The 25,895-nt window shown below is 48.2% G+C and carries 21 protein-coding genes; 13 read left to right on the top strand and 8 right to left on the bottom strand.

What is annotated here, in order from left to right; genetic code table 11:
- Window positions 1-12 precede the first annotated feature (12 nt).
- On the bottom strand, window positions 13-342 hold the full coding sequence (locus tag ACXAGC_RS13445; RefSeq protein ID WP_119500791.1) for a DMT family transporter: 330 nt from the start codon (window positions 340-342) through the stop codon (window positions 13-15).
- A gap of 254 nt (window positions 343-596) precedes the next feature.
- Here ACXAGC_RS13445 and ACXAGC_RS13450 point away from each other — a divergent pair, with 254 nt between their 5' ends.
- From ACXAGC_RS13450 to ACXAGC_RS13470, 5 genes are all read left to right on the top strand, one after another.
- Complete coding sequence (locus ACXAGC_RS13450) at window positions 597-2,729, top strand: TonB-dependent siderophore receptor (protein WP_474844788.1); 2,133 nt, start codon at window positions 597-599, stop codon at window positions 2,727-2,729.
- A 96-nt stretch (window positions 2,730-2,825) separates the two neighbouring features.
- Window positions 2,826-3,341 (top strand): maltose acetyltransferase domain-containing protein, encoded by a 516-nt coding sequence (locus ACXAGC_RS13455; RefSeq protein ID WP_474844789.1) that lies wholly within the window; start codon window positions 2,826-2,828, stop codon window positions 3,339-3,341.
- A gap of 236 nt (window positions 3,342-3,577) precedes the next feature.
- Window positions 3,578-4,669, top strand: a complete 1,092-nt coding sequence (locus ACXAGC_RS13460; RefSeq protein WP_474844790.1) for a 3-deoxy-7-phosphoheptulonate synthase — start codon at window positions 3,578-3,580, stop codon at window positions 4,667-4,669.
- Window positions 4,670-4,699: 30 nt separating this feature from the next.
- Window positions 4,700-5,845: a bifunctional chorismate mutase/prephenate dehydrogenase gene (gene tyrA / locus ACXAGC_RS13465; protein ID WP_474844791.1), complete on the top strand. Its 1,146-nt coding sequence runs from the start codon at window positions 4,700-4,702 to the stop codon at window positions 5,843-5,845.
- 394 nt (window positions 5,846-6,239) lie between these two features.
- Entirely contained in the window at window positions 6,240-8,894 is a 2,655-nt protein-coding gene (locus tag ACXAGC_RS13470; protein ID WP_232373511.1) for a TonB-dependent receptor plug domain-containing protein, read from the top strand.
- Window positions 8,895-8,999: 105 nt separating this feature from the next.
- Here the strand turns inward: ACXAGC_RS13470 and ACXAGC_RS13475 are convergent, their stop codons facing one another.
- The 7 genes from ACXAGC_RS13475 to yciH form a co-directional block, all read right to left on the bottom strand.
- A complete protein-coding gene (locus tag ACXAGC_RS13475; protein WP_474844792.1) occupies window positions 9,000-9,701 on the bottom strand; it encodes a TorF family putative porin in 702 nt (233 codons plus the stop codon).
- A gap of 9 nt (window positions 9,702-9,710) precedes the next feature.
- On the bottom strand, window positions 9,711-10,928 hold the full coding sequence (locus tag ACXAGC_RS13480) for a BCCT family transporter (protein ID WP_119500797.1): 1,218 nt from the start codon (window positions 10,926-10,928) through the stop codon (window positions 9,711-9,713).
- Between the two features lie 3 nt (window positions 10,929-10,931).
- Window positions 10,932-12,635, bottom strand: a complete 1,704-nt coding sequence (gene betA / locus ACXAGC_RS13485) for a choline dehydrogenase (RefSeq protein ID WP_474844793.1) — start codon at window positions 12,633-12,635, stop codon at window positions 10,932-10,934.
- 9 nt (window positions 12,636-12,644) lie between these two features.
- Window positions 12,645-14,108 carry a betaine-aldehyde dehydrogenase gene (betB, locus tag ACXAGC_RS13490; protein ID WP_474844794.1) on the bottom strand — a complete coding sequence of 488 codons (1,464 nt, stop codon included), beginning with the start codon at window positions 14,106-14,108 and terminating at the stop codon, window positions 12,645-12,647.
- A gap of 323 nt (window positions 14,109-14,431) precedes the next feature.
- Window positions 14,432-15,619: a prephenate dehydratase gene (pheA, locus tag ACXAGC_RS13495; RefSeq protein ID WP_119500799.1), complete on the bottom strand. Its 1,188-nt coding sequence runs from the start codon at window positions 15,617-15,619 to the stop codon at window positions 14,432-14,434.
- A gap of 255 nt (window positions 15,620-15,874) precedes the next feature.
- On the bottom strand, window positions 15,875-16,675 hold the full coding sequence (locus tag ACXAGC_RS13500) for a response regulator (RefSeq protein WP_474844795.1): 801 nt from the start codon (window positions 16,673-16,675) through the stop codon (window positions 15,875-15,877).
- Window positions 16,676-16,729: 54 nt separating this feature from the next.
- Window positions 16,730-17,053, bottom strand: a complete 324-nt coding sequence (gene yciH, locus ACXAGC_RS13505) for a stress response translation initiation inhibitor YciH (protein WP_474844796.1) — start codon at window positions 17,051-17,053, stop codon at window positions 16,730-16,732.
- 238 nt (window positions 17,054-17,291) lie between these two features.
- Between yciH and ACXAGC_RS13510 the strand changes: the two genes are divergently transcribed.
- From ACXAGC_RS13510 to ACXAGC_RS13545, 8 genes are all read left to right on the top strand, one after another.
- Window positions 17,292-17,597: an STAS domain-containing protein gene (locus ACXAGC_RS13510; RefSeq protein ID WP_119500802.1), complete on the top strand. Its 306-nt coding sequence runs from the start codon at window positions 17,292-17,294 to the stop codon at window positions 17,595-17,597.
- A gap of 21 nt (window positions 17,598-17,618) precedes the next feature.
- A complete protein-coding gene (locus tag ACXAGC_RS13515; RefSeq protein WP_474844797.1) occupies window positions 17,619-19,268 on the top strand; it encodes an ATP-binding SpoIIE family protein phosphatase in 1,650 nt (549 codons plus the stop codon).
- A gap of 93 nt (window positions 19,269-19,361) precedes the next feature.
- Complete coding sequence (locus tag ACXAGC_RS13520) at window positions 19,362-19,808, top strand: tellurite resistance TerB family protein (protein WP_474844798.1); 447 nt, start codon at window positions 19,362-19,364, stop codon at window positions 19,806-19,808.
- Between the two features lie 53 nt (window positions 19,809-19,861).
- Complete coding sequence (locus tag ACXAGC_RS13525; protein ID WP_474844799.1) at window positions 19,862-21,934, top strand: putative bifunctional diguanylate cyclase/phosphodiesterase; 2,073 nt, start codon at window positions 19,862-19,864, stop codon at window positions 21,932-21,934.
- Window positions 21,935-22,134: 200 nt separating this feature from the next.
- On the top strand, window positions 22,135-22,407 hold the full coding sequence (locus ACXAGC_RS13530; RefSeq protein ID WP_474844800.1) for an EF-hand domain-containing protein: 273 nt from the start codon (window positions 22,135-22,137) through the stop codon (window positions 22,405-22,407).
- 98 nt (window positions 22,408-22,505) lie between these two features.
- The gene (locus ACXAGC_RS13535) at window positions 22,506-23,906 is read left to right on the top strand and encodes a sensor histidine kinase (RefSeq protein ID WP_349586212.1); all 1,401 of its coding nucleotides are present in this window, start codon (window positions 22,506-22,508) and stop codon (window positions 23,904-23,906) included.
- Window positions 23,906-24,499, top strand: coding sequence for a hypothetical protein (locus ACXAGC_RS13540; RefSeq protein ID WP_119500808.1), 594 nt, complete (start codon window positions 23,906-23,908; stop codon window positions 24,497-24,499). Before ACXAGC_RS13535 ends, ACXAGC_RS13540 begins: the two co-directional genes overlap by 1 nt.
- Window positions 24,496-25,836: a sigma 54-interacting transcriptional regulator gene (locus tag ACXAGC_RS13545; protein ID WP_119500809.1), complete on the top strand. Its 1,341-nt coding sequence runs from the start codon at window positions 24,496-24,498 to the stop codon at window positions 25,834-25,836. The genes ACXAGC_RS13540 and ACXAGC_RS13545 overlap by 4 nt, the downstream gene beginning before the upstream one ends.
- The last annotated feature ends 59 nt before the right edge of the window (window positions 25,837-25,895 follow it).

Raw genomic sequence — 25,895 nt, forward strand, 5'->3', positions numbered from 1 at the left:
TGAATTCCTTCCTTATTGGAATACGACGGCAGATTTGCTGGTAATTAATAGTGTACCCGAAAGTATGAGCACTATTCCCGCAACAGCGTAAGTGTCGAATTTTTGGTTCCAAAATACAACTGACGCAGTGACAATAAGCGCAATGCCCATCCCCGACCATATTGCATAGGCGACACCAATACCCATATTTTTTAATACGGCCGCAAATATCATTCCTGAGATTGCATAAAGAGCAATTGACGCAGAGCCATAATGCCATTTTTCCCAGCCGTCCGACATTTTTAAACAAAGTGTGGCAGCAACTTCTGTGAAAATGGCGCAAGCAAGTAATACATAAATCATGGTGTTCTCCTTATTGTGCAAGCCGGGCTTGCAGCGGGTTAAGTGCCGGTTAAATGTACTCAATGTTGAAGCATGTTCAGTATGGCTTGAGCGGTTGCCTGTTGTAAGTCACAAACATCATCAGTGTCAGATGACAAATGTCATGATAAATAATGATTATCTAATGTTAATGATAATAATTATTATTTGAAATTCGCTATGTCCTCTTTATAATGTCGTCCGAATTTTCACTTTGGTTAAGAGCAGGTTTCACAATGACTAAAAAGCACATTTTTGCGCTTTCACCTATCATGCTGGCAATGGCTGTACAGGCGCAGAATGCTGATGCAGACAACAACGGTGCGCAAGCGGATGAAGACAATATCGAAGTAATCCGAATTGTTGAAAGTCGCGTTCAGCGTATCAGTTCAGGCGCGACTGGCCTGGGTCTGGACAGCTTTGATACGCCACAGTCGCTGTCGATTCTGGAATCTGATCTGATTGAAGACTACCGCTTAAGTGATATCAACAGCCTGTTTAAGCAGGTGACAGGTATTAACGTCGACCAGTCTGAAACCGACCGGACATACTTCAACGCCCGTGGTTTTGACATCACCAGTATGCACATTGACGGCTCGGGCATTCCTTTCGGCGATATTTTTGTCGGCGATCTGGATACGGCGATTTATGAAAAGGTCGAGTTTATCCGTGGTTCAAACGGTCTGATCACCGGCCTGGGTAATCCGTCCGGTACGGTAAACTACGTGCGCAAACGCCCCGGTAACGAAACCGAAGCCAGTGTTGACTTTACACTGGGCCGCTGGGCATCCATGCGAACTGTGGCTGATGTATCCACGCCACTGACTGATTCCGGCAGTTGGGCAGCCCGTGTGGTGGTGGCCCATCAAAATAAAGAGAGCTGGCTGAACCTGTACGAAAATGAACGTAATGTGTTCTACGGTATCGTTGACGGACAGCTGAGTGACAGCGTGACTGTGATGTTCGGCTATTCGCATCAGGACAACAACAGTGACGGTGTAACCTGGGGCGCAGTGCCTCTGATTTATTCAGACGGTACTCAAGTCGACTTTGACCGCTCTACCACGACAGCAATGGACTGGACATACTGGGATACCCTGAATAAAACCGCCTTTGCCGAACTGAACTGGTTTATTAACGACAATCTGCAATACACGTCTAAGCTGAATCACATCCGCTATGAAGATCACTCTGCGCTATTTTACACCTATTCCAACACCGGCTTAGACGCTGAAACGGGCTTAGGCATGCTGGGTTATCCGGGTAGATTTGATGCCGAAGATAAAACCTTAATCTGGGATAACAACCTGCAAGGTACGTTTGAGGCGTGGGGCTGGGAACATACATTTAATGTTGGTGTCAGCCTGGCTGATGCAGAAACCAGTGACATGGATTACGGTGCACTGAGCGGCTTTGATGACATGCCTGCTCTGCCGGGCTGGACGGGAACTGAAGTGGCACTCCCTGAATGGGCGGCACCTTATCAAGCGGGTTATACCGACATTTCATTAAACCGTTTTTACGGCTCAGTACAGCTTGCGGTTACCGATGCGCTTGATTTGGTGCTTGGTGTCAGCTTTGTTGACTATGAAAACGAGGGTGAGTCCTGGGGCGCGTCAACCTCTACGACTGAAAATGGCAGCAGCCCGTATATCGGCTTTACCTGGGAAGTTCTGGAAGGCCTGAATGTATACGGCAGCTACAGCGATATTTATCAGCCACAGTATTACCTGAATGAAGATCTTCAGCCTCTGGGGTCAGCAGAAGGCCGCAGCTATGAAATGGGCGTTAAGAAAGAGTTCGCAAACAACTTCCTGCTGACTGTTGCACTGTTCAGAACGGAACAGGAAAACCTGTATGAATTCATCGAATACGGCGATGGTGACGGTGTTGATGATGACGATTACTCAGATGACTTTAATTATGCGCTGTACCGTGGTGTAACCGTAGACTCAAACGGTTTTGAAGTTGAACTGTCCGGTGCAATCACTGATGAGTTATCCGTTCAGGGTGGCTTAACTGTGCTGAGCATGGATGAAGAGAACGGCGATGAAGCCCGTACCTTTATTCCCCGTCGAACTTTTAAGATGCTGGCGGACTATGCACCTGTGTGGAATGAAAAGCTTAATATGGGTCTGTCTGCCCGGTATCAGAGTGAAACTTATTTCACATCAGGTTATGGCCGTATTACTCAGGATGCATACGCTGTGCTGGGCGGTTATGTGACCTACAGCTTCAGTGATAATCTGTCTTTCAGCCTGAATCTGGATAACATTACTGACGAGAAATACCTCAGCTCAGTAAGAACCGAGCAGGCATTCTACGGATCACCGACAAACTACAGTCTGACGGTTAGCTGGGATTATTAATTCCTGCTGACAATGTAACAAAATGCCCGCCTGAGTAGCGGGCATTTTTGTGTCTGTGATAGGCTTTCTCTTCCCCATCTTTACAGGCATTTCTGAATGGAAAACGGCACTTCACTTTTACAGCACAATCCTGAATTTCTGAACATGCTGGCAGGGGAATGGTATCTCACTAATGATGCCGGCCTCAGGCAAGCCAGGGCGCAGGCAAAAAAGCTGTGTCATCAGGCTGACGTTCTCTCAGGAACGGAAAAGTCACAAGTACTCAGTCAACTTATTCCCGGTGCCACGGGTTTACAGACAAGCCGTCACTTTAGTTGTGATTACGGATTTCAAATTGTTTGCAGGGGTGTGTTTACCGCTGGTTGTTATTTAACCATTCTCGATGGCGCTTCTGTGGAAACCGGCGATAATATAATGGCCGGAGATAATGTTGTCATTGCCACCGTTGAGCATCATAAAGATCCCCAAAAACGACTTGCCGGATGGCAACGGGCACGTCCTGTGGTGATAGGGAGTAATGTAACTATCGGAAATGGCGTAACAATTCTGCCGGGCACCGTAATAAAAGACAATACAGTCATCCCCGACGGCGCAGTCGCAGGCCGGCGATAACCTGGTCTTTAGAACGATTTTGCCGGCGTAGTGTCAAAAAAGTCTCCGGTGGCGGTTGCGGCCTCTATCAAAAATTGATAAAAAGTCAACGAGCTACGCCAATAAAGATTTTTATATTCTGTAAACTTAGATTTACATCGTGAGCGGGCAGTTAAAATACCGTGTAGCGCCGGCGGCAATTTTGCAAAAGGTCACTGCAGGCAGGCCAACCAATTTTATTTTATGAAGAGAGTCTCATGATTAAGGACACCGTTAACAACGTACACGTCAGTGCTGAACAGGTACTGATCACTCCGGATGATTTAGCTAAAGAATTGCCGGTTTCTGATGAAGCCCTTTCGGCTATCTCTGAATCCAGAAAAATTATTTCCGATATTATTCATGGCCGTGACCACCGTTTACTGGTGATCTGTGGTCCCTGTTCCATTCACGACATCGACGCTGCGAAAGATTATGCGCTGCGCCTGAAAGAACTTCATGAGTCGTGCAAAGATACCCTTTTCATTGTTATGCGTGTGTATTTTGAAAAACCACGTACAACCACAGGCTGGAAAGGGCTGATAAATGACCCGCACCTGGACGGTACGTTTGATATTGAAACCGGCCTGCGTAAAGCCCGTGAGTTACTGATCTGGTTAGCAGAGCTGGAAATCCCTGTTGCGACAGAAGCGCTGGATCCAATCAGCCCGCAATATCTGGCAGAGCTGTTCAGCTGGAGTGCTATCGGTGCCCGTACTTCTGAGTCTCAGACCCACCGTGAAATGGCATCAGGTCTGTCTATGCCAGTCGGATTCAAAAACGGCACAGACGGCAGCCTGGATATTGCAGTAAATGCTCTGAAATCAGCTGCTTCCGGTCACAGCTTTATGGGTATTAACAAACAGGGGCAGGTAGCGGTGATTTCTACCAGTGGTAACCCTGACGGCCATATCATTCTGCGTGGCGGTAAACAACCAAACTACGACTCCGTTTGTGTATCTGACTGCGAAGTTGATTTGGAAAAAGCCGGTCTGACTGCAGGATTGATGGTGGATTGCAGTCATGCTAACTCCTCCAAAGATTACCGTCGTCAGCCGCTGGTTGCACAGAACGTGGTTAACCAGATTCTGGAAGGTAACCAGTCGATTATCGGTATCATGCTTGAAAGTCATATTAATGCCGGTAACCAGAAAGGTGATGGTGTGCCTGTTGACGAGCTGGAGTACGGTGTGTCAATCACTGACGGATGTATTGACTGGGAAACCACAGATACGCTTATTACCCAAACCAGAGATAAGCTGATAACTGTGTTACCATTGCGCCAAAATAAACGGTCTGCTGTAGCCTGAAGCTGCAGCGCCTCTCTTCAGAGTCGCAACATGATGGATCATTCCAGTAAACTGGCCGCGTTGCGGTCAGGTATTGACGAGCTCGATGCTGAGCTCGTTTCTTTATTATCCCGGCGGGCAAAACTGACCACTCAGGTTGGTCAAATCAAAGCGGAAACAGGCATGCCTGTGTATGTGCCCGAGCGGGAAAAAGAACTCATTGCCTCAAGACGTGCCGATGCAGAAGCTGCCGGTGTATCGCCTGATTTAACCGAAGATTTACTGCGCAGGATCATGCGTGAGTCTTATCACACCCAGAATAACCGCTACCGCTGTATTAATCCTGATATTCAGCAGGTTGTTATTGTCGGTGGTGCCGGTGCGCTGGGTAAAGTCATCGTCAGTCTGTTTGAAAAGTCCGGTTATCCGGTGGCAGTGGTAGAAAAAGACGACTGGTCAAAACCGGAAACGGAACAGCTTTTTGCGCGGGCAGATGTGGTGATCGTTGCCGTACCTATTACACTGACTGAAGCGGTGATCAGACAACTGGATGCATTGCCTGAACATTGTGTGCTGGCTGACATCACCAGTATTAAAGTGAAGCCTCTGACCACCATGCTGTCGTGCCACAAAGGTCCGGTGGTGGGTTTACACCCCATGTTCGGACCCGATGCGCCCGGTATGATAAAGCAGGTTGTGGTGGTATGTGATGGCAGGGGAGAAGCCAGCTATCAGTGGTTGATTGAGCAAATGCGCACCTGGGGTGCCACTGTTCATCACAGCACGGCAGAAGAACACGACCGGGCAATGGCCTTTATTCAGGTAATGCGCCACTTCAATACATTTGTTTATGGCGCACATTTGCAGGGTGAAAACCCGGATCTGGAAACTCTGACAGTATTCAGCTCACCGATTTATCGTCTTGAACTGGCAATGGTAGGCCGCCTGTTCGCTCAGTCGCCGCAACTCTACGCAGACATTATCTTCAATAATCCTGATAACTTTGCGTTGCTGAAGCGTTTTCATGAGCGTTTCGGACATGCATTATCGTTATTAGAAAAAGGCGATAAACAGGCATTTATCGATGAGTTTAACCGCATTGGCAGCTGGTTCGGAGATTACGCGAAAAAATGTCTTGTCGACAGTAAACAGCTTTTATTAAAAGCCGACGATGATGAGATGTTGAGGAAAAATTAATTATCTTTATTTGATATTTAATTAATAGAGAAAGGTGGACGTTTGTCTGCCTTTTTTGTTTTGTATGATATTTAACTCAAATTCGTCGAATTAAAAGGTCATTTTACAATTAATTCAAGGTTAGTATTCACTATCAATAAAGTGATTGTTTAGTTGGGCTTTATTTAGGTTTCACTGATGTGTGTAAAACTTATTCACCCACTGTCTTTAAAATGTAATTAAAAGTAAAAAATGGAATTTTTGTCGCTATTTCCCCTTTTGTAAATTGATTTACACAGCTGGATTATGGTTTATTCCCCGCCGCGATTTCAGTCGCACAAATATAACCATCAATAATCAGAACTTCGTAATTGTCTGATTTCAGATAATGCAAATAGTTCAGGGGAACTAAAAAGTGAACATCAATCCTAAAATCGCCCAATCGATTAAAATTGCATTTGCAATGGGAGCAGCTTCAACCCTTCTAACGACAACACACGCCTTCGCACAGGATACAGCCACAGCTGAACAGCAGGTTGAAAAAGTGCAGGTCACCGGCTCACGCATTAAGCGTACCGACATGGAAACGGCCAGTCCCGTTGCAATCATCAGCGCTGAAGACATTTCTTTAGGCAGCTACACGTCGGTTGAACAGGTTTTACAACAAAGTCCTGCTGCCAGTGGTATGGCAACAGGTGCCGCATCGAACAACGGCGGTGTGGGGGCTGCCCGCATTAACCTGCGTGGTTTAGGCGCCAACCGTACACTGGTACTGGTTAATGGCCGCAGAATGGTAAATTCCGGTACCGGCGCAGACTCTTCGGTTGACCTTAACACTATTCCGCTGGCGGCAATCAAGCGTATTGAAGTACTGAAAGACGGTGCTTCTGCGGTATACGGCTCAGACGCTGTTGCCGGTGTGGTTAACATCATTACAAAAGACGACTTTGAAGGTTTTCAGATTGATGTCGGTTATGCAGGCAGTGATGAGGGTGATGCCAACACAGGTAACATCAGTATTGTAACCGGTGCAGGCGGTGATAAAGGCAATATCGTTCTGGGTATCAGCTATGTTGACCGTGGCTCTGCCATGCAGGGCGACCGTGGTTTCTCTGCCTGTCCTGACAACGATTATGATGCAGAAGGTAACTGCCAGTCAGGCAGTTCCTATGTACCGGGTGGTGCATACAATGCGGGCGACGGCTGGGGAACACTGGACAGTGATAAGAACTTCTCTGAAGGTTACACGCCTTACAACTACTCTGAGCGTTCTTATCTGTACACGCCGCAGGAACGTATCGGCTTATTCGCGAACGGTAATTACAACCTGACTGATGATGCACAGGCATACATGGAATTTTTGTATACCAAGCGTACATCCACGCAACAAATGGCACCGTCTCCGATCAGTGCAACCCTGACCGCTGATGCGACAGGTAACCCTTTCGGTGTCGCAACCTCCATGCGTCGTCGTATGACAGAAGTGGGTGACCGGGTTTTCGATCAGACCACAGATACCATCCGTTCAGTCGTCGGATTCCAGGGCTATCTGGATATCGGTAACGGTTTTGACTGGGATGTGTCTTACACCTACGGCCGTAACGATGCCACAGACCGTTCTTCCAATTACATCAACCTGACTAAAATTTATCAGACCATGGACACTGATGTGTGTGACGATGTCACGATTCCTTGTCAGGACTGGTTCGCCACTGAAGGCAATATTACTCAGGAAACTCTGGATTACATCACTTATACCGACCAGGCATCCGGAGGTAACCAGTTTACTTCCTGGAATGTAAACCTGTCGGGAGAGCTTTTTGAACTGCCAGCCGGTTTCGTCGGCTTTGCCGGTGGTGCGGAATACCGTAAAGAGAAAGGTTGGTATCAGCCTGATGCGGTAACTGTTGCAGGTGATGGCAGCGCCTCGGCGCAGGATCCTACATCCGGCGGCTACGACACCACGCAGGTTTACGCAGAATTTGCTGTGCCTTTACTGGCTGACGTCCCCGGAGCAGAAGAGCTGTCTCTTGATGCCGCTATCCGCTGGTTTGATTACAGCACGTTTGATTCTGATATCACCTGGAAGCTGGGTCTGACCTGGCGAGTGAACGAAGATCTGATGTTCCGTGGTGTGGCGTCTACTGCATTCCGTGCCCCCACCGTCGATGAACTGTACGGCGGTAACGTGGGTTCTTTCGATTACCTGGTTGATCCGTGCTCAGGCTATGGCAGCCTGGATACCGCGTCAAACGTATATCAGGCTTGTAATGCGCAGATTGGTAACACCTCTTATGCGTACACGGATTCTCAGATTGAGAATACCTACGTGACCATTGATAACCTGAGCCCGGAAGAGGCTGATACTTATACATTAGGTGTGGTGTACAGCCCGTCTTTTGTGGAAGGCTTATCAATGACACTGGATTATTTCACCATTGAATTGAGCAATGCAATTTCCCGTATCGATACACAGTCTTATCTGGACAGCTGTTACGGTGGGGATGAAGAAGCTTGTAGTGTCCTGAGCATCGTCCGTGACGATATCACCGGTAACATTGATTACATGGAATCACCGCTAACTAACGTGGGTACCCTGAAAACCCGTGGTGTTGATGCCAATGTGACCTATAACTTCGACGCACTGGGTCTCAACTGGAACGTTAACTGGGATACCACCCGTCTGCTTGAGTATACTGAAGACAATGTGGAATACACAGGTAAAATCGACGGTAACAACGGTGGATTTGCAGAGTGGAAGTCTAACTTTGCGATTAAAGCCGGTACCGATGACTGGAAGCTGCGCTGGAAGATGCGTTACATCGGTGGCATGACAGACGATTACTATCTGGAATCGTACGGTCTGATGACAGATGTGGGTACTGTGGTGTACCACGATGTTTCAGGTGAATACTACATCAATGATCAGTGGTCAGTGTCTGCCGGTATTGACAACCTGTTTGATAAAACGCCTCCGTACCTGTATTCGTACAACGATATGAACACCGTACCGGAAGTTTACGACGTGCTGGGCCGTTATTTACACGCCCGCATCACTGCACGCTTCTAAGCTTTGTGCAATATGAGTAAAGCAAGTCCTCAAACATGCTTGCTTTACTCTGATTGAACTGCGCAACTGGTCGTCTCCCTGGTACCGTGTTGCGCTTTTTTTTAGTTAAAAGCTGAATGTGCGGCTGACACTGGCAAACAATCTAGCATCCGCCGTATCGTAACTCAGTGTTGTATCCTCTGCTGCAATCTCGATGTCAAAACCATGAAACTGCGTCTGATATGCCACTTTGTAATGCACGTAACTGCTGTCGCCGGTATCCCACTGATATTTATCTTCATCCAGTGAATGAGAGTTATCAACCGTCAGCTGTATTGCATGGTTGTCTGCAATACTGAAGGTATGGGCGACTTTCCCGATGACATGGTCTGCGCCGGTACCGAAATAATCCCACGAATACCACAGTGTGGTTTCTGTTATACCCAGACGGTGGGTAAAAATCAGTTTTCCGTACATCTCCGGGTAGTTATATTCGCTGGCTGCAGAGCTGCCATAGTAGCTGTAGTAAGCAATACCGAAATCAGCATCTGTTGAATCATTCAGTGACTGATAATAACCGGTGTAAAAATCCAGTTCGCGGTTTGCTGCATCGCCGTAATCCACATTGGATGTCCAGCTGCCCGCATACCAGCCGTTGTCAGCCGCATAGTCGATACTGCCCTGAAGGGCCGGATCATTTTGCGTCTGACTTACCCCGTTAAACATGTAATCAGAGGCGCCGGTTACCGTGGCTGACCAGTCCGCCAGCGCGGCCGGTGCAACGGCAAGTGAGCAAATCGCTACCATTTTTGAATATGTAAACTGCATATATTCTCCTTATTGCATGGTTTCGATTTTTTCAAAATCGAGTTCATTTTCTTTCGGTGAGCTGTCTATTTTTCTGACCGGTGTGAATTTCTTGTACAGAATATAGCCCAGACAGCAATAGAACAGGGCAATCACCAGGGCGCCGACCCACTGAATTTTCAGGAAGTCGATTTTGAACAGCATGGTCAGTGCTGCCAGTGCGATGAAGTTCAGGAAGAAGTACTTCCACTTACCCAGTCGTCCTGACGACAGATTCAGGTTGTCGGTATATAAACGAATGAGGGAATCCAGCGAGTTGATCACGAACACAATACCCACAAACACCATGGCGATGTTGCGGATCCCGGTGGTGTCTAAACCGGCCTCGTGATAGTGATACAGCACACCAAACCACAGTGCGATGGGAATCGAGGGGAAGATCAACATCGCTGACAGCACCTGCCAGGTTTTTAAGCCGCCGACGAAGCGGGAAGTAAACTGACCAATCATGATGCTCCAGGCAAACCACCAGAACAGATAAAACGCGTGATAGTTATTCAGCGGGAACAGAAAGTGCTCAATATTTGCGAAATAGCCGCCCAGCAGGGATGTGGCAGCGAAGTATTCTGAAATGTCACTTTTACCCCACAAGAAAGCACCGCCCCACATGAATGCGATGAGCGAGATAAACAACCAGGTCGTAGAAACACTTAAAATTCTGACGTATTTAATATCTGTGCTGCTGTACACCGAAAAAGCGATGGCTGCGAACACGATAAGATAAAACACAGGTACTATGGACTCGCCATCTCCGAGGGACGGCAAATACCATGGCAGGTTTTTAAGAAGGAGGAACGCCGTAAATGCACAGGTACCGATGATCACCACGTTATTGATGAACTTTACCCAGCTGATTTCAAAGAATTTTACCTTCGGCTCGATGACACAAAAGTAAAAACAGGTAACAAAGTAAAAAGCCCAGATGAAGAAGCCCCAGAACCCGAACTCAATGGCGAGAGGGTTGGTAAAGGCATACTCCGGGTTTGCCGGGGTATCGGCATAGGTGCTGAACTCCGTCAATGGAAACATGATAAGTCCTACATCCAGTCCTGAAGTAAACAGAATGGAAATGAAGGTCAGTGTTTTCACCGGCGTCACACCGATCATGGTTAAGTTGCCCCACTTCCACAAAATGAAAACAATGGCGATAAGGGTTAGCGCGATACCGGCGCTTAACCATAAATTCATAGGTTACTCCTGATTGTTCACCGGCGATTCAACGCCCATTACACCCATATCTCTGCTGCGCTGACGTTGCTTCCACTTAAGATCGCCCAGCACATCCCGGTTCTCTGAGGCGAGTGGTTCATTACCCAGGATCAGATCGGCTGCCCGCTCAGCCACCATGATGGTCGGTGCATTCAGGTTGCCGTTAGGAATGGTGGGGAAGATGGACGAGTCAACCACGTGCAGATTAGCGATACCGTGTACCCTGGTTTGCGAGTCGACGACGGCCATATCATCTTCACCCATTTTGCATGAGCAGGAGGGGTGGTAGGCACTTTCCACCGCCCGGCGGACAAATGCATCGATTTCCTCATCAGTCTGCACCTGTTTGCCGGGCTGGATTTCTTCGCCACGGTACTTGTCGAACGCAGACTGATTGATGATTTCGCGGGTCAGTCTGACACAGGCGCGGAAGCCTTCTATGTCATCCTGATGTTGCAGGTAATTAAACTGTATTGCCGGAGCCTGTGACGGATCCGCTGATTTTACATGCACGAACCCGCGACTCTTTGGTTTGTTGTGGCCAATGTGCACCTGGAACCCGTCACCTTTCACTGCGCTTTTTCCATCGTAACGCATGGCGGCGGGTAAAAAGTGGTATTGCAGATCAGGCCATTCCACACCTTCTTTCGAACGGATAAAACCGCAGGACTCAAAGTGATTGGTGGCACCCAGGCCGTCTTTAAACAGCAGCCAGCGGGCTCCGATCAGTCCTTTTGAAAACCAGTCCAGTTTGCTGTTCAGTGTGACTGGTTCTTTGCAGTAGAACTGGAAATAAAACTCCAGATGGTCCTGCAAGTTTTCTCCCACACCGGGTAAGTGATGCTGACAATCAATACCGGCTTTTTCGAGTACTTCACGGTTACCGATACCGGATAGTTGCAACAAATGAGGAGATCCGATGGAACCGGCACTGAGAATAACAGCTTTGCTTGCAAACGCTTTTTCAGTGCCGTCTTTGCCGGTGAACTGAATACCTTTTGCGACTTTGCCTTCCAGCAGGACTTTTTCAACAGTCGCCAGGGTCACAATGGTCAGGTTATCACGGTGCTTAACCGGATCCAGATAAGCTCTTGCGGCAGAGCAGCGTTTTCCGCCTTGCACGGTCATGTGCATCGGGCCAAAACCTTCCTGCTGTGCGCCGTTGTAATCGAGCGTTTCTGCATAACCCGCCTGTTTGCCCGCTTCAATGAAAGCAGTATAAAGGGGGTTCTGCATCTGGTTGCCGTTATTTGTTCCCAGCGGTCCGTCTTCTCCGCGGTAGGCGTTGGCACCTTCGTACCAGTCTTCAGCACGTTTAAAATAGGGCAAACAATGTTGATAATCCCATTGCTCAGCACCGTGCTCTGCCCATTCGTCAAAGTCACGGACGTGGCCCCGTACGTACACCATACCGTTTATTGATGATGAGCCACCCAGCACCTTTCCTCTCGGGCAGTGCATTTCACGGTCATCAAGATAAGGCTCCGGTTCCGTGTGAAACTGCCAGGCGTATTTGTCGGTATTCATCGGAATCGACAGGGCAGTGGGCATCTGAATGAAAATGCTTTTATCACTGCCGCCGGTTTCTACCAGTAATACCTTATGCTGCGTATTGGCAGACAGGCGATTTGCCAGCACACAGCCTGCAGAGCCCGCACCGACGATAATGTAGTCATACTGTTTCATAGTGACCCCTTAAAACGGTGCTTCAAGTGGTGTCATGCCCATGTATACCGATTTTGTCTGGGTATACTGATCAAGGGTTTCGATACCGTTCTCACGGCCGATGCCGGATAGCTTGTAGCCGCCCACAGGCATTTCAGCAGGAGAAGCGCCGTAGTTATTGACCCAGCAAATTCCGGCTTTCAGCTGGTGGATGACACGGTGAGCCCGCTGTACATCTTTGGTCATGATGCCTGCTGCCAGGCCCAGAGGGGTGTTATTAGCACGGCCTATTACTTCGTCTTCATCATTGAAGGTCAGAATACTCATGACAGGGCCGAAGATTTCTTCCCTGCAGATAGTCATGTCGTCCGAACAGTCAGTGAAAATGGTTGGGGCCACGAAATAGCCGTTGGGGGCATCGTCCGGTTGCAACGTCGTGCCGCCGGTGAGCAGTGTCGCGCCTTCAGCTTTCCCTTTTTCGATGTATCCCATCACAAGGTCCTGATGTTTTTTTGAAATCAAGGCGCCGAAATTGACGTCCGGGTTCATCGGGTCGCCGGCTTTGATATTGTTTTCCGTGCGGGTTTTCAGTTCACCGACAAAAGCGTCATAAACACTTTCATGAACAAATACCCGTGTGCAGTTTGTGCATACTTCACCCTGGGTATAGAAATTCCCCAGCATGGCTGCACTCACAGCCTGAGAAATATCCGCATCGTCAAAAACGATAAGGGGGGACTTGCCACCTAACTCCATGGTGACATCTTTTAAATTGGCGGCAGCGGCTTCCATTACTTTACGGCCCGTGCCTACTTCGCCGGTAAACGACACTTTTTCAATGTCCGGGTGAGTGGTCAGCCAGTTACCTGTGTCGCCATCACCATGAACCACATTAAACACACCGGCTGGTACGCCGGCTTCAATGTAGACTTTAGCCAGCTCAACAGCTCCCCGTGGCGTTTCTTCTGATGGCTTGAACAGCATGGCATTACCGGCGGCCAGTGCCGGCGCGGATTTCCAGCAGGCGATCTGGATTGGATAATTCCACGCACCAATCCCGGCACAAATGCCCAGAGGTTCTTTTCGGGTGTAGTAGAAATCCCCGCCCAGATCCTGTTGCTGACCAACCTGAACAGGGGCAAGATTGGCGAAGTATTCGATGGCATCAGCACCGGTGACCACATCCACACAATCTGCTTCCTGAATAGGCTTTCCGGTATCCAGTACTTCGCAACGGGCCAGTTCGTCGTTGCGCTCACGTAGAATAGCGACGGCTTTAAGCAGTATTCGTGAACGTGCCATTGCAGTCATAGAGGACCACTGCTTAAAACCTTCTCTGGCACTCTCTATTGCTGCCTGACGGATTGAATCATCAGCAACTTCAACATCGTAAATGACTTCTCCGGTGGCCGGGTTAGTAACAGAGAAGGTTTCCCCGGACTGGTTACTGACAGGTTTGCCGTGGATAAAATTCAGAAGTCTTTTTTCAGACATTAGATACCTCAGTAAAAATAAAAAATGACGATGACACCGGCCAAAATACGGGTAGCAAAATACCCCCGCAGTGCAGGTATCATTCAGTTCGAAATCGCGTTATATACTTTCTGAGAGGGTGTTTTGGCTCACTTTCGTTTGAAGTCAAACGGGTGTGATGACGCTTAATTATTATTTAGTGAATTTGAAAGCTTTCTGTATCATATAGATAGCATGCTGAACTTCAGCAGAAAAAAACGCAGTAAAAATCGCGGCGCATGGTCGCAGAAATGAGAGGAAAAGGCAAATCAGCCCCTGCACGGGGCTGAATTAAAGGCTGGCGATTACTCGCTGTCGATGAGCGCGCTGGCGGCGGCTACTTTCGTCGGACTGACTTCTTCAGTGGGGTAACAACCCAGCACCTTCAGGTAGCGGGTCATCTTTTTCAGGCTCTCAATGGCATTCTGTACCGGTCCGTCTTCCAGATTTCCTTCGAAGTCGATGTAAAACATCTCTTCCCAGGGATTACCCGTAATCGGCCGTGATTCCAGTTTGGTCATATTAAGCTGGTTGTCTTTGAGCACCGTCAGAGCTTCAACGAGAGCCCCCGGCTTTTGTACAGTAGACATAATAATCGTGGTCTTAGCCGGAACCTGTAGCGGTACTTTTACCGGATCTCTTGATACAACAAAGAAGCGGCTGTGGTTCTCTTTCTGATTTGCCAGATTAGACTTAATAGCCATTAATCCGTAAAGATTTCCGCCGGCTTCACTGCCGATAGCAGCCACATCGTCACGTTGTAACTCACTAACAGTCAGCATCGCTGAAGAGGTGGCATCCATGGTTTTCACTTCAACATTGCCCAGTTCCGCGAGGAAATGGCTGCACTGAGTAAATACCTGAGGGTGGGCATACAAGGTTTTAATTTTGCTGAGACTGGTGTCTTTAGCTACCAGCAAGCTGTGGCGGACAGGGTGGGTAAGTTCACCAATGATACTCAGGTGAGTGTGTTGCAGCTGGTCATAAACTTCATTGATGCTGCCTGAGCTGGTGTTTTCAATGGGGAGTACAGCGTAATCAGCTTCATTACTTTCTACTTTCTGAACAATTTCAGCAAAGCTCTGGCAGCCCATTTCCATCAGTTCACCGGGCCGGCGGGAGAAATATTTTTGTGTTGCCAGATAGCTGTACGACCCTTTGTCGCCAAGAAAAGCAACACGGTTAAGCGGCAGGCTGCTGCCGGGATTTGCACGTTCGGCCAGCATGGCTTGCTGATTCAGTACACTGTCTTCAATGATAACGTGAAAAATCTGGGTGACGTAGTGGGGATCCAGGCCAGCGTTCCGGCCTTCTTTGATTAAACGGATAAGCAGTTGTTCTTCCCGTTTAACGTCTCTCACCGGAATGTGGTGGCGGATTTTAGTTTCTGCTACTTCATTGGTCAGCTGACGCCGCTCGGCCAGCAGGGTTAACAACTGGCTGTCCAGTTCGGTAATGCGTTTTCGTATTGCGTCTAAAGCGGGTTCTGACATAGTTCTACACTCGTATTCGTGGCAAAAAAAAACCTCCCGTGCGGGAGGTTTATACACACAGCGTATCCTCCCTCAAATGAAGGTGATAAAACCAAAAAAGAATGCGTTAGTGTGCTTTATATTCGTTTTCATATGCCCGACTTTATGACGATGACCGGTGAGTGTCAATAGTTTTATACAGTTTTGCACCGGTCGTTATCACCGTTCATCTTCAATCTTAGTGCCGGTTGTGCTAACAGCACCGGGGTTTACCTGTTACTCGCCTAAAAGTGCCGCCAGCATAGCCCGCACTTCGGTAGGTTCGAAGGGTTTATCACACAGGGCATTAACCCCGGTTTGCTGAATGTTAGCCATGTGCATACTGTCCTGAGACTCAGATGTCACCATGATAATTGGAATATGCGCAGTTTCCGGATTAAAGCGAATAAATTCAGATAATTCACGGCCGTCCATTTCCGGCATGTTGTAGTCTGTCACTACCAAATCAAATTCGGCATCTTTTATATGCGTCAGGGCCATGGCACCGTTTTCTGCTTCAGTGATCTTCTTCAGACCCATTCCTTCCAGCACCCGGCGGATATGATTACGGGCCAGACGGCTGTCATCAACCAGCAGCACGCGGACTTCATGCACGTCGAACAATTCCAGTTCAAGCTCATCGTGATTAATTAAATCTAAACTTGCGTTCAGTGCCCGGGACAGGTGAATGGGTTCGAAAGGCTTAGGCAAAATCGCGGCCACCCCTGCCTGTTTAAATTCTTCCAGTTTCACAGTACGGCTTTCGCTGGACACCAGCATGAAAGGAATGGATGCATATTCCTGATGACTTTTAATGAATTTTAATAACTCAATGGCGGTGCCGTCTTCAAAATACATGGCACTGACAACTAAATCTGCACTGTGGGATTCGATAGCCTCGCGGGCTTCCTTAATTGAACTGACAGCGTCAATTTCTCTGACGTTTTCCTTGAGAAACAGGTTTGTAATTATTTTTCGTTGTGTATCTGAAGGTTCGACCAGCACTATGTGCAAGTCAGAGATTGAAAGCTTTTCCATTTTTTCTCACCTGACGTCACTATTGAATGAGACTAATTGTAGTAAGGATTCGGTTTATCCACCGGCCAGTTTAACGGTATATTGTTTGTCCTGAAGTAAAGTCCGCAGTTTTTCGCGGTCATCTGTTTGTACTTCTATCAGGCCTTCTTTTACTGCGCCACCGCAGCCGCATTTCTTCTTCAACTCGGTACACAAGGCCTTCAGGGCTTTTGCATCCAGGTCCAGACCGTGGATAACAGACACACCTTTACCTTTGCGTCCTTTTGTTTCACGGTGAATTCTGACTACACCATCTTTGGAAGATGAGCGGGTCATTTGTGGTTTCGATTCCTGAATACGTCCACCGTCGGTACTGTATACTAATTTTGAGTCTTGCATATGTATGTCTCTGATTACGTTTGTATGGCACCGTACGGGTGATTTAGTCTTTAGTCTAATATCAGTGCGCTTTTCGCTATTTCCGCATGCATCTCAGTACGTTAGTGTGCCTGCTAAGGTAATGATAAGAAATATTACAGGGAAATCCCAATGGATTCCGGCTTTTTCCGTTGTTTATGTTTTATAAACGGTTAATAACGGACTACGCTTAAACAAGATTTAATCAAAGGAAGAATGAATGACAATTGCAGCTGGTTTATCTGATGATGGCGTCACCTGGGTAATCGAACTGGACGATAAATTTGATTTCGGCAAGGTGCAGGAATTCAGAGATGCGTACATGTCGCTACCTCAAACTGTTGAAACCGTAGAAGTCGATTTGGGCAAAACAGAATACATGGACAGCTCGGCTCTTGGCATGTTGCTTAACATGCAGAAAACTCTGGCAGACAAATCGCTGAAATACAAAATTACCCATTGTCGTCCTCAGGTCGGGCGCATCTTAACTATCTCCCGGTTCGACAAGAAATTTGCCATTTCCTGATAAACAGAAAGGCTCACAGCCATGAAAATTCTGATTGTCGATGACGAGTCGCTGAACCGCTTTTTGCTTCTGCACATGCTGGAAGAGGAGGGGTATACCGACTGCTACGAAGCGAAAAATGGTGCAGAAGCACTGGAGATGGCCTCACGGCTTAAGCCTGATCTCATTTTGCTTGATGTGATCATGCCCCAGATGAACGGCTACGAGGTCGCTCCCCATTTAAAGGAAATGTATGGTGACAGCTATCTGCCGGTGATTTTCATCACTTCACTGGATGATAAAGAGAGTCTGGCCCGTTGTCTTGAAGTGGGTGGTGATGACTTTGTCGCCAAGCCTTTTGATAAAGTCATTCTGGCAGCGAAAATCCGTGCTCACGGGCGTATCAGGCAACTCAGCAACAAAATTGAAATGCAGAACCGTGCCTTACGGTATTTTCAGCAGAATGTTGACCGCGAACATACCATTGTTGAGCATATCTTTAATAATGCCATTGTAAACAAGTCTGACATCACCGCTTTCTTCGATTTCGATTTGTCACCGGCGGCGGTGTTTAACGGAGATGTGTTTCTGTGTGAGGCCAGTCCTGCCGGCGGCGTGTATTTCATGGTGGGTGACTTCACCGGTCATGGTCTTGCATCTGCTATCGGCGTGCTGCCTGTCAGCCGGTCTTTCCGTTCTATGGCCAGACGTGGTCTCTCTGCCGGGGAAATGGCGGCAAAACTGAATACCACCCTATTATCTTTACTTCCGGCAGATATGTTTTGTGCCGCTGTCATTGTGGAAATAGATGCCAGCGGCAAGCGGTTTTCCGTCTGGAATGGCGGCATGCCTCAGTTATTGCTGAAGGAAGCAGGCACACGCCGGGTACGCTCCTTACCGCCAAGGCATATGGCTTTGGGTATCCTGGAGTCTGATGAATTTGAAGATGACTGCGAGGTGTTCGAAGCGGCAGAGGGAGACCAGCTACTGGTCTACACCGACGGATTGATGGAGGTTATGAATGCTGCCGGAGAAATGGCTGACGAACAGGGCGTTATTAAGTGGTTTTCCGAACAGGCAAAGGTAACTTCACAATATTTGCACGACAGGGCAGTGAATTACCGTGGCGACCTGCAGCAGGCCGACGACATGACCATTGTGTTGTATACCTGTCAGTCACTGGCAACAGTGAAAAATGATTTTACCCTCAATGAGCTGCCTTACAGCATCAGTCTGTCTCTCAGCGGGGCAGAGCTTAAAAATCAGCATATCGTACCGTCGCTTATCGAAATGATTAATTCACAACCCGGTATGACGTTACTGCGATCAGATCTATACACTGTACTTTCGGAGATGTTTAATAACGCACTCGAGCATGGCATTCTGAAACTGGACTCTGCGTTAAAGTCCTCACCGGACGGCTTTCTGGAATATTATCAGGCGCGGGAAATCAGGCTTAAACAACTGCAGGAAGGCTCGGTCAGCTTTTTAATTCAGTTTCTGCCCAAAGATGCTGCACTGGATATCACAATCAGCGATTCCGGAGAGGGTTTTGATTATACAGCGCCGGCAAATACTGGTGAAGACAACAGTTTTGGCCGGGGACTGACACTACTCAACGAGCTTTGTGAGCAGGTGACTTACTCAGGTAACGGCAACACACTGAAGGTCCGGTTGTCTGTTGACCGGTAATTTATCGCCGGCGCTTGATTGCTTATCTCACGGGGTGAAACATTCTGGTTGAAAACGCGTATAAACAGTTAAACGTCCAAACCGGAATATCACATGTTAAAAGCCGTACTTGATTTGTTCAGGGATAACCCGTCAGACAAACCGCAAACCCATACAACAGAACTGGCCACCGCCGTGTTGCTGAGTGAAATTATTCGCGCAGATCGCGAAGCAGACCCGAGAGAACTTGAGGCATACCGCGCCTTGCTGGAAAGGCAGTTTTCTCTGGATACTGATGAGCTGAACGCATTAATGAACGAAGGTCAGACGTCGGCAGAAGAAGCGGTCGATATGGTGCAGTTCACACATGTTATTAATCAAAAGTGTAATATTGATGAAAAGCAGGCTATTCTAACGGGCTTATGGGAAGTGGCCTATGCCGATAAAGATATTGCTCCTGTTGAAGAGCATACCATCAGACGTATAGCCGACTTATTACATTTACCTCACAGCCAGTTTATTAAAACAAAGCTTTCCGTTACGGAACAGTCTGCCGGTTGAGCAGTTTGCATAGCTGAGTCGTCCGACTGGTGTAAACAATCAGGCAGGTTAGTTTGTTCCGGTCCATGAAGTTGCCGTTGACGTTGCTGATATCCACAGCGGTAGCGGCGTCAGTAATCGTTGTCTACATCGTGTCGCTGAACGCGCAGCAAGCCCGTGTTACCTCCATGCAGCAGGAGCAGTTGTCAGCACTCGTGCAGAATGTTGCGGCCCGCCTGGAGCCGGCGCAGGATAACCGTGACATCGATGGCGAAGTAGCACGAAAGGAACTTGCTCTGCAGTTATCACACCGTCAGGTCACTGCGGCTTTCGTATTTGATTTAAGAAAAAACCTCATCACCTCTTCGGTTAAACAGAATAACCTGGCCAGTGACTCCTTTGCTGCCACATTGCCAGCCGGCATTCAGGCGGCTGACGGACTTATGTATGCCGTAGCCAATATCGGTAAAGAGCCTTATCTGACTGGCAAAGTGGTGATGGTCAGTGATATGAACGGGCTGCTGGCGCAGTCGCAGAAGACATTATTTTTCTCTGTCATTCCCTGGCTTGCCGGCACCATCTTTCTCACCGTGATTGTCGCGCTGCTGGTAAGCCGCAGATTGCTCAGACCCCTGCAGGCCCTGATCGAATTTACCCGTGATATCGCCAGAGACAAAGACTACTCAAAGCGATTTTCTGATAAACATAATCACGAGGTCGCCAGGCTGGGCACCAGTATCAACAGTTTTCTCGATACAATCGAAGTCGAACTGATCATCAATAAAGAACAGAACGATACGCTGGTGGAACAGCAGCAAACAATGATGCGGCTGGCGAATTACGACAGCCTCACAGGACTCCCTAACCGGCAATTCGTGGTGGATAACCTCAGGCTTGAGCTGGCCCGTGTAAGACGCACCAAAGATGATTTGGCACTGGTTTTCTTTGATCTCGACGGATTCAAAGGGATTAATGACTCGCTGGGACATGAAACCGGTGATCTGATCCTGATAGAAGTGGCGGACCGTGTCGTGAACCTGTTGCGGGAAGGCGATTTAATTGCACGGCTGGGCGGTGATGAATTTATTATTGTGCCTGACAGGGACGTGTCGGATGCAAGCCTGAAAAACCTGGCAGATAAACTGGTCAGCGCATTCACCGACCCCTTCATGCTGAGAGGTCTGGCGTTGACCGTTGGTGTCAGTGTAGGGATTGCCAGAGCCAGTGATGCGGAGTACGAGCTCAGTCAGTTAATGAGTAATGCTGACCTTGCCATGTACCGATCTAAAGCGAAAGGACGCGGGACTTACACATTATTCACCATTGATATGGTTGAATCGTACAAGCGTAAAATGTCTATTGCTAACAGCATTGACGGTGCCATCCGGCAGGATGAATTTCTGGTTTACTATCAGCCCAAAATTAGTCAGCAGGGTGAAATTATCGGCCTTGAAGCGCTCATACGCTGGCAGCACCCTGAATTTGGTCTGGTGATGCCGTCAGAGTTTATTCCCATTGCAGAGCAGGGCGGTAAAATATCGGCCATCACCCAGTGGATGATTGAACGGGTATGTATGGAACTGCCCGATCTGCAAATGCTGATCTCCCGTAAATTTAAAGTCGCAATCAATCTGTCCGGCCACGATTTACGCCACACCGGCTTGTTCGACGATATCTACGGGTTATTTGAACGTTATCAGGTGAATCCTGAGTATTTCGAATTTGAAGTCACCGAATCCGCCTATCTGGAAAACTTTGCTTTTGCTGATAAGTTCTTCAAGCGTCTCAGCAATCTCGGTTGTGCTATTTCTCTGGATGATTTTGGTACCGGTTATTCATCGTTAAGTTACCTCACGCAAATCACCATCGATACGCTTAAGGTTGATCGTCAGTTTATCCGTGAACTGGACACCTCTGAGCGCTCACGGCTGGTAACCGGTACCATCATTGATCTGGCTAAACGACTGGCACTAACCGTATGTGCCGAAGGTATAGAGCACCCCGGTCAATGGGCGTATCTGATTGAGCATGGCTGTGATCATGTTCAGGGATACTTGTTCAGCAAGCCTGTACCCCTCTCCAAACTGCTGACTATTGACCAAAATTATCTGCATTTATTAAATGCTCCGGATGCGGCGCAGGGATAAAAATTTGCGCCGCCAGTGTAGATAATTTGCAACACCTGCAACTTCTTATTCGTAGTGTTAAACCGCAAGTTACTGATTTTGTTGGTTAATGGTATTTTGGCACTACTTGTGCAATCTCCTGTTTAACGTGAGCTTCTGTATAACCGGACGGGTCTCAGTCCTTTACATCCGCTCACAACCCGCGAGCACAGGAGGTTGTTATGAAGCGAATTGAGAAAGTATTTTTATTGTTATTTACCATTATTGCTGTTCAGGCTATCGCTGTTGCAGAGGCCAATGCCGGTGAAGCATGGATGTCTGAACTGGATGAAGATCAGGACGGTTATATCTCACTTAAAGAGGCTGTTGCTGATACCCGTTTGTTACGTCTTTTCAGTCGCATTGACGATAATGCAGATGGTCAGTTGAGCATTGACGAGCTGAAAGCCAGCGAGGAAGTAGAACTACTCAGCATGCGCGCATCTGCTAAATAATCTTTTTAACGATGGCACAGGGTATTTGGTGCCATCATCTATTGCGGCATTGAAAGGGGTATGCGATCCTGAAAAACCGGACTTTATTTAGTGATCGAATTTTGCGAGTTGGTTCCCTCAGACAACTTACGTTAGGTAGTTTTTTACTTGCGCTGGTTCCCCTTATAGCACTGCTTTGGCAAAGCCAGAGCGATCTTGCCAAAGTCAGCAGGATGACCACCAAAGAGACACGTTTCGTCGTGACGGTCGTGGGTTACCTGCAAAATCTGGACGGTGCTGCCATAGATCTGGAACGTACCCTCCGTCAGTACGCCATTATCCAGAACGCCACCGTCGCTGATTTAACTGACAATGCAATTGCTCAGTTTGCCAGCGCGCAAAGCAAGCTCTGCGGTATCGTTCCGGCGAGTGAAAATTGCGGGCTGCTGAAAAAGCAAATTGAGCAATTACGAAATTTCCGCACTATTAACGATCAGCTTTTACTGAATGCGTATCTCGCTTCATTAAGTAACGGTGTTACAGCCATCCGTAAAGACGTGGACAAGGCTATTCAAACCCGTCTGGCTGTGCAGCAGGAAGACATGACTGATATGCAGGCCAAGCAGGCATGGTCGACGGCGCTGCTGGTCAGTGTGTCATTGTTGCTGATTTTGCTCGGCAGCCAGTTGATTGTGAATCCGGTGCGCAAGCTCAAGCAAATCATTCAGATCCTCGCCCATCAGCGTGGTGAGCTGCCGCCATTGTCTACGAAGGCGCCCTACGAATTAATTGGGGTAGAAAGAGATCTTCATTGGCTGGCGGAACGTTTACAGCAGCTTGAACATATACGCACTGCGCTTTTGCGACATGCCGCCCACGAACTTAAAACGCCGCTGGCAAGCATTAAAGAAGGGTGTAGTTTGCTTTCTGAGAATGTTGTCGGTGAGCTGAATCCCCAGCAGGTTGAAGTACTGTCTTTGCTCAGTTCCAGTACCCAGCGCCTGAATACGCTGGTAGAAAAGCTGCTGGATTACAACCTGCTTCTGCAGCAGGCTGAACCCAAATTTACGGACATCAATCCGCAGGATCCGGTCAGAGATTGTATCGAAGATTACGCTCTGGCACTGCAGGACCGTGAGGTTACTGTGGATGTAACAGTAGAAACCATTAGTGTCGACGAGGAGTTGTATCGTCGTATACTTGATAATCTGGTATCGAATGCTGTGGCACACGGTGCAATAGGCAGACCTATTTCCGTCAGAATTTATCAACAGGAGGAGGTAGCAGTACTTGATGTAGCTAACCGGGGGAAAAAGATTCCGCCGGAAAAAGTGGGTAAACTTTTTGAACCGTTTACCCGGGGTGACGATCCAAGAAACGACAATGTCATTGGTACGGGTTTGGGCCTGTCCATTGTTTCAGACTGTGCCCGTTTGATGCACGGCGATGTGGCTGTTGTTGATGTAGATTATGCCGATGTCTGTTTTAGAGTAAGCATTCCGCAGAAGGAAAAACGTTAATGAAAATCAAATTATTGCTGCCACTGGCCGCCATGCTGGGTGGATGTGCAGCGATAGAAGGGAATGAGTCTGCACCAGTTATTCCGGTCGAGGAAAATACGGTCGCACCGCAACTGGTGGAGAGTGATTCCCTTTGTCTGGTAGAAAAAGACACAGAATCTTTTGAGCACCAGTGCGATTTGCTCTATTGGGTGAACCTGTGGGTTCAGGCCGACAATACCCGCTGGCCTGTGCGCAGAGATGCTATCGCCGGGTTGTCCGATTCCACAGAGGATAAAATTAAAAAAATCATTTTATCACTGCCTGTAGACACCCCTTATCAGAGTCGCCTTCGTGCCCGGCACTGGCTGACTGAAGTGAAGGATAAGCTGACGCCGGATATGCAAACCGTGGTGGCCACTATTGTTAATGCCCCTAACGATGAAATGCTTGAGCTTGAATCGGCAATGGTGATCTTAAACCGCGTGAACACCGATAAAGAAAAGCAGTTGCAGATGCTTGAAAAAGAACTGGAATCACAAACAAAGAAGATGGAAGAGTTGCTTAAAGTTGAAGCAACGCTGATGGATAAAAACAGGAGTACGCAGCGATGAATGAATCCGGAGCGCGAAACGCCAGATTATTGCTCGTTGACGACGATAAAAGTTTACTTCGCCTGCTGACCATTCGCCTTGAAGGTGAAGGGTATCAGGTCACGGCGGTAGAAGATGGTCAGGCGGCATTACGCAAAATTCGTAGTGATGACTACGACGTGGTGTTGTCTGATTTACGTATGCCGGGCCTTGATGGTCTGAGCTTATTTGAAGAAATCATGGGGGTCCGTAAGGATATTCCTGTGATATTGATGACAGCCCACGGTACGATTTCTGACGCCGTTGCGGCAACCCAGCGAGGTGTATTCGGCTTTTTGCCTAAGCCGGTGGATCACGATGAATTACGCAAGTTATTGCAAAAAGCCCTGAGTCAGTCGTTATCTGTTCAGCCGGAAGAGTGGTGCAAAGATATCATCACCCGTGCACCGGAAATGACCAGTGTGATGGACCAGGCTTTCCGTATTGCCCAGCGTGAAGTGAGTGTGCTTATCAGTGGTGCCAGCGGTACCGGTAAAGAACTGCTGGCGAATGCTATTCACCGTGCCAGTAACCGCCGTGACAAGCCGTTTATTGCCATTAACTGTGGTGCATTGCCGGAAAACCTGCTGGAGTCAGAATTGTTTGGTCATGCAAAAGGCGCCTTTACCGGTGCGGTGCATGCAAATCCCGGTTTGTTCCGTGAAGCGGATGGCGGTACCTTGTTCCTTGATGAAATTGGCGACATGCCAATGACGTTACAGGTCAAATTGCTCCGTGCGTTGCAGGAACGTCAAATCCGGCCTGTGGGCAGTGCTAAACACGTAGACATCGACGTACGTATTATTTCTGCAACACACAAAGATTTGCATAAAGAAATGGAAGAGGGCAGCTTCCGTGAAGATTTGTACTATCGTCTTAACGTGGTGAATCTGAAACTACCTTCCCTGAAAGAGCGCAGTGAAGACATTCCGTTGCTTGCCCGTACATTGCTTCAGCAAAGCGGTCAGCGTCACGGTGTGAATGTGACGCAGTTTTCTGATGATGCCATGCAGCTACTGGTGAAATCAGAATGGCCCGGTAACGTGCGGCAACTGGTTAACGTGGTTGAGCAGTGTGTGGCGCTGACACAAACGCCGGTGATCCCGCTGCATCTGGTGCAACAGGCTCTGTCGGCTACCCGCCAGAGCTGGCCAACACTGACCGAAGCCCGTGATGCATTTGAACAGAAGTATCTGCACAAATTATTGAAAATGACCGATGGCAACGTGACCCGTGCCGCCGAGCTGGCCGGTCGTAACCGTACCGATATGCACAAGCTGATGAAAAAACATGAGCTTGATGCCGGTGATTTCCGCTAGAAGCCGGTAACTTCACCAACATTATTTTCTGATAATGCCCCGCCGCACTCTGTTAAATG

Source organism: Alteromonas sp. AWJ4_197 (assembly GCF_056160285.1).

Coding starts and splice junctions, on each gene's coding strand:
- pheA (WP_119500799.1), bottom strand. CDS start 15,619: ATGTCAGAACCCGCTTTAGACGCAATACGAAAACGCATTACCGAACTG.
- betA (WP_474844793.1), bottom strand. CDS start 12,635: ATGAAACAGTATGACTACATTATCGTCGGTGCGGGCTCTGCAGGCTGT.
- ACXAGC_RS13475 (WP_474844792.1), bottom strand. CDS start 9,701: ATGCAGTTTACATATTCAAAAATGGTAGCGATTTGCTCACTTGCCGTT.
- yciH (WP_474844796.1), bottom strand. CDS start 17,053: ATGCAAGACTCAAAATTAGTATACAGTACCGACGGTGGACGTATTCAG.
- ACXAGC_RS13480 (WP_119500797.1), bottom strand. CDS start 10,928: ATGAATTTATGGTTAAGCGCCGGTATCGCGCTAACCCTTATCGCCATT.
- ACXAGC_RS13500 (WP_474844795.1), bottom strand. CDS start 16,675: ATGGAAAAGCTTTCAATCTCTGACTTGCACATAGTGCTGGTCGAACCT.
- ACXAGC_RS13530 (WP_474844800.1), top strand. CDS start 22,135: ATGAAGCGAATTGAGAAAGTATTTTTATTGTTATTTACCATTATTGCT.
- ACXAGC_RS13540 (WP_119500808.1), top strand. CDS start 23,906: ATGAAAATCAAATTATTGCTGCCACTGGCCGCCATGCTGGGTGGATGT.
- ACXAGC_RS13460 (WP_474844790.1), top strand. CDS start 3,578: ATGATTAAGGACACCGTTAACAACGTACACGTCAGTGCTGAACAGGTA.
- ACXAGC_RS13455 (WP_474844789.1), top strand. CDS start 2,826: ATGGAAAACGGCACTTCACTTTTACAGCACAATCCTGAATTTCTGAAC.
- tyrA (WP_474844791.1), top strand. CDS start 4,700: ATGATGGATCATTCCAGTAAACTGGCCGCGTTGCGGTCAGGTATTGAC.
- ACXAGC_RS13450 (WP_474844788.1), top strand. CDS start 597: ATGACTAAAAAGCACATTTTTGCGCTTTCACCTATCATGCTGGCAATG.
- ACXAGC_RS13510 (WP_119500802.1), top strand. CDS start 17,292: ATGACAATTGCAGCTGGTTTATCTGATGATGGCGTCACCTGGGTAATC.
- ACXAGC_RS13515 (WP_474844797.1), top strand. CDS start 17,619: ATGAAAATTCTGATTGTCGATGACGAGTCGCTGAACCGCTTTTTGCTT.
- ACXAGC_RS13545 (WP_119500809.1), top strand. CDS start 24,496: ATGAATGAATCCGGAGCGCGAAACGCCAGATTATTGCTCGTTGACGAC.
- betB (WP_474844794.1), bottom strand. CDS start 14,108: ATGTCTGAAAAAAGACTTCTGAATTTTATCCACGGCAAACCTGTCAGT.
- ACXAGC_RS13445 (WP_119500791.1), bottom strand. CDS start 342: ATGATTTATGTATTACTTGCTTGCGCCATTTTCACAGAAGTTGCTGCC.
- ACXAGC_RS13520 (WP_474844798.1), top strand. CDS start 19,362: ATGTTAAAAGCCGTACTTGATTTGTTCAGGGATAACCCGTCAGACAAA.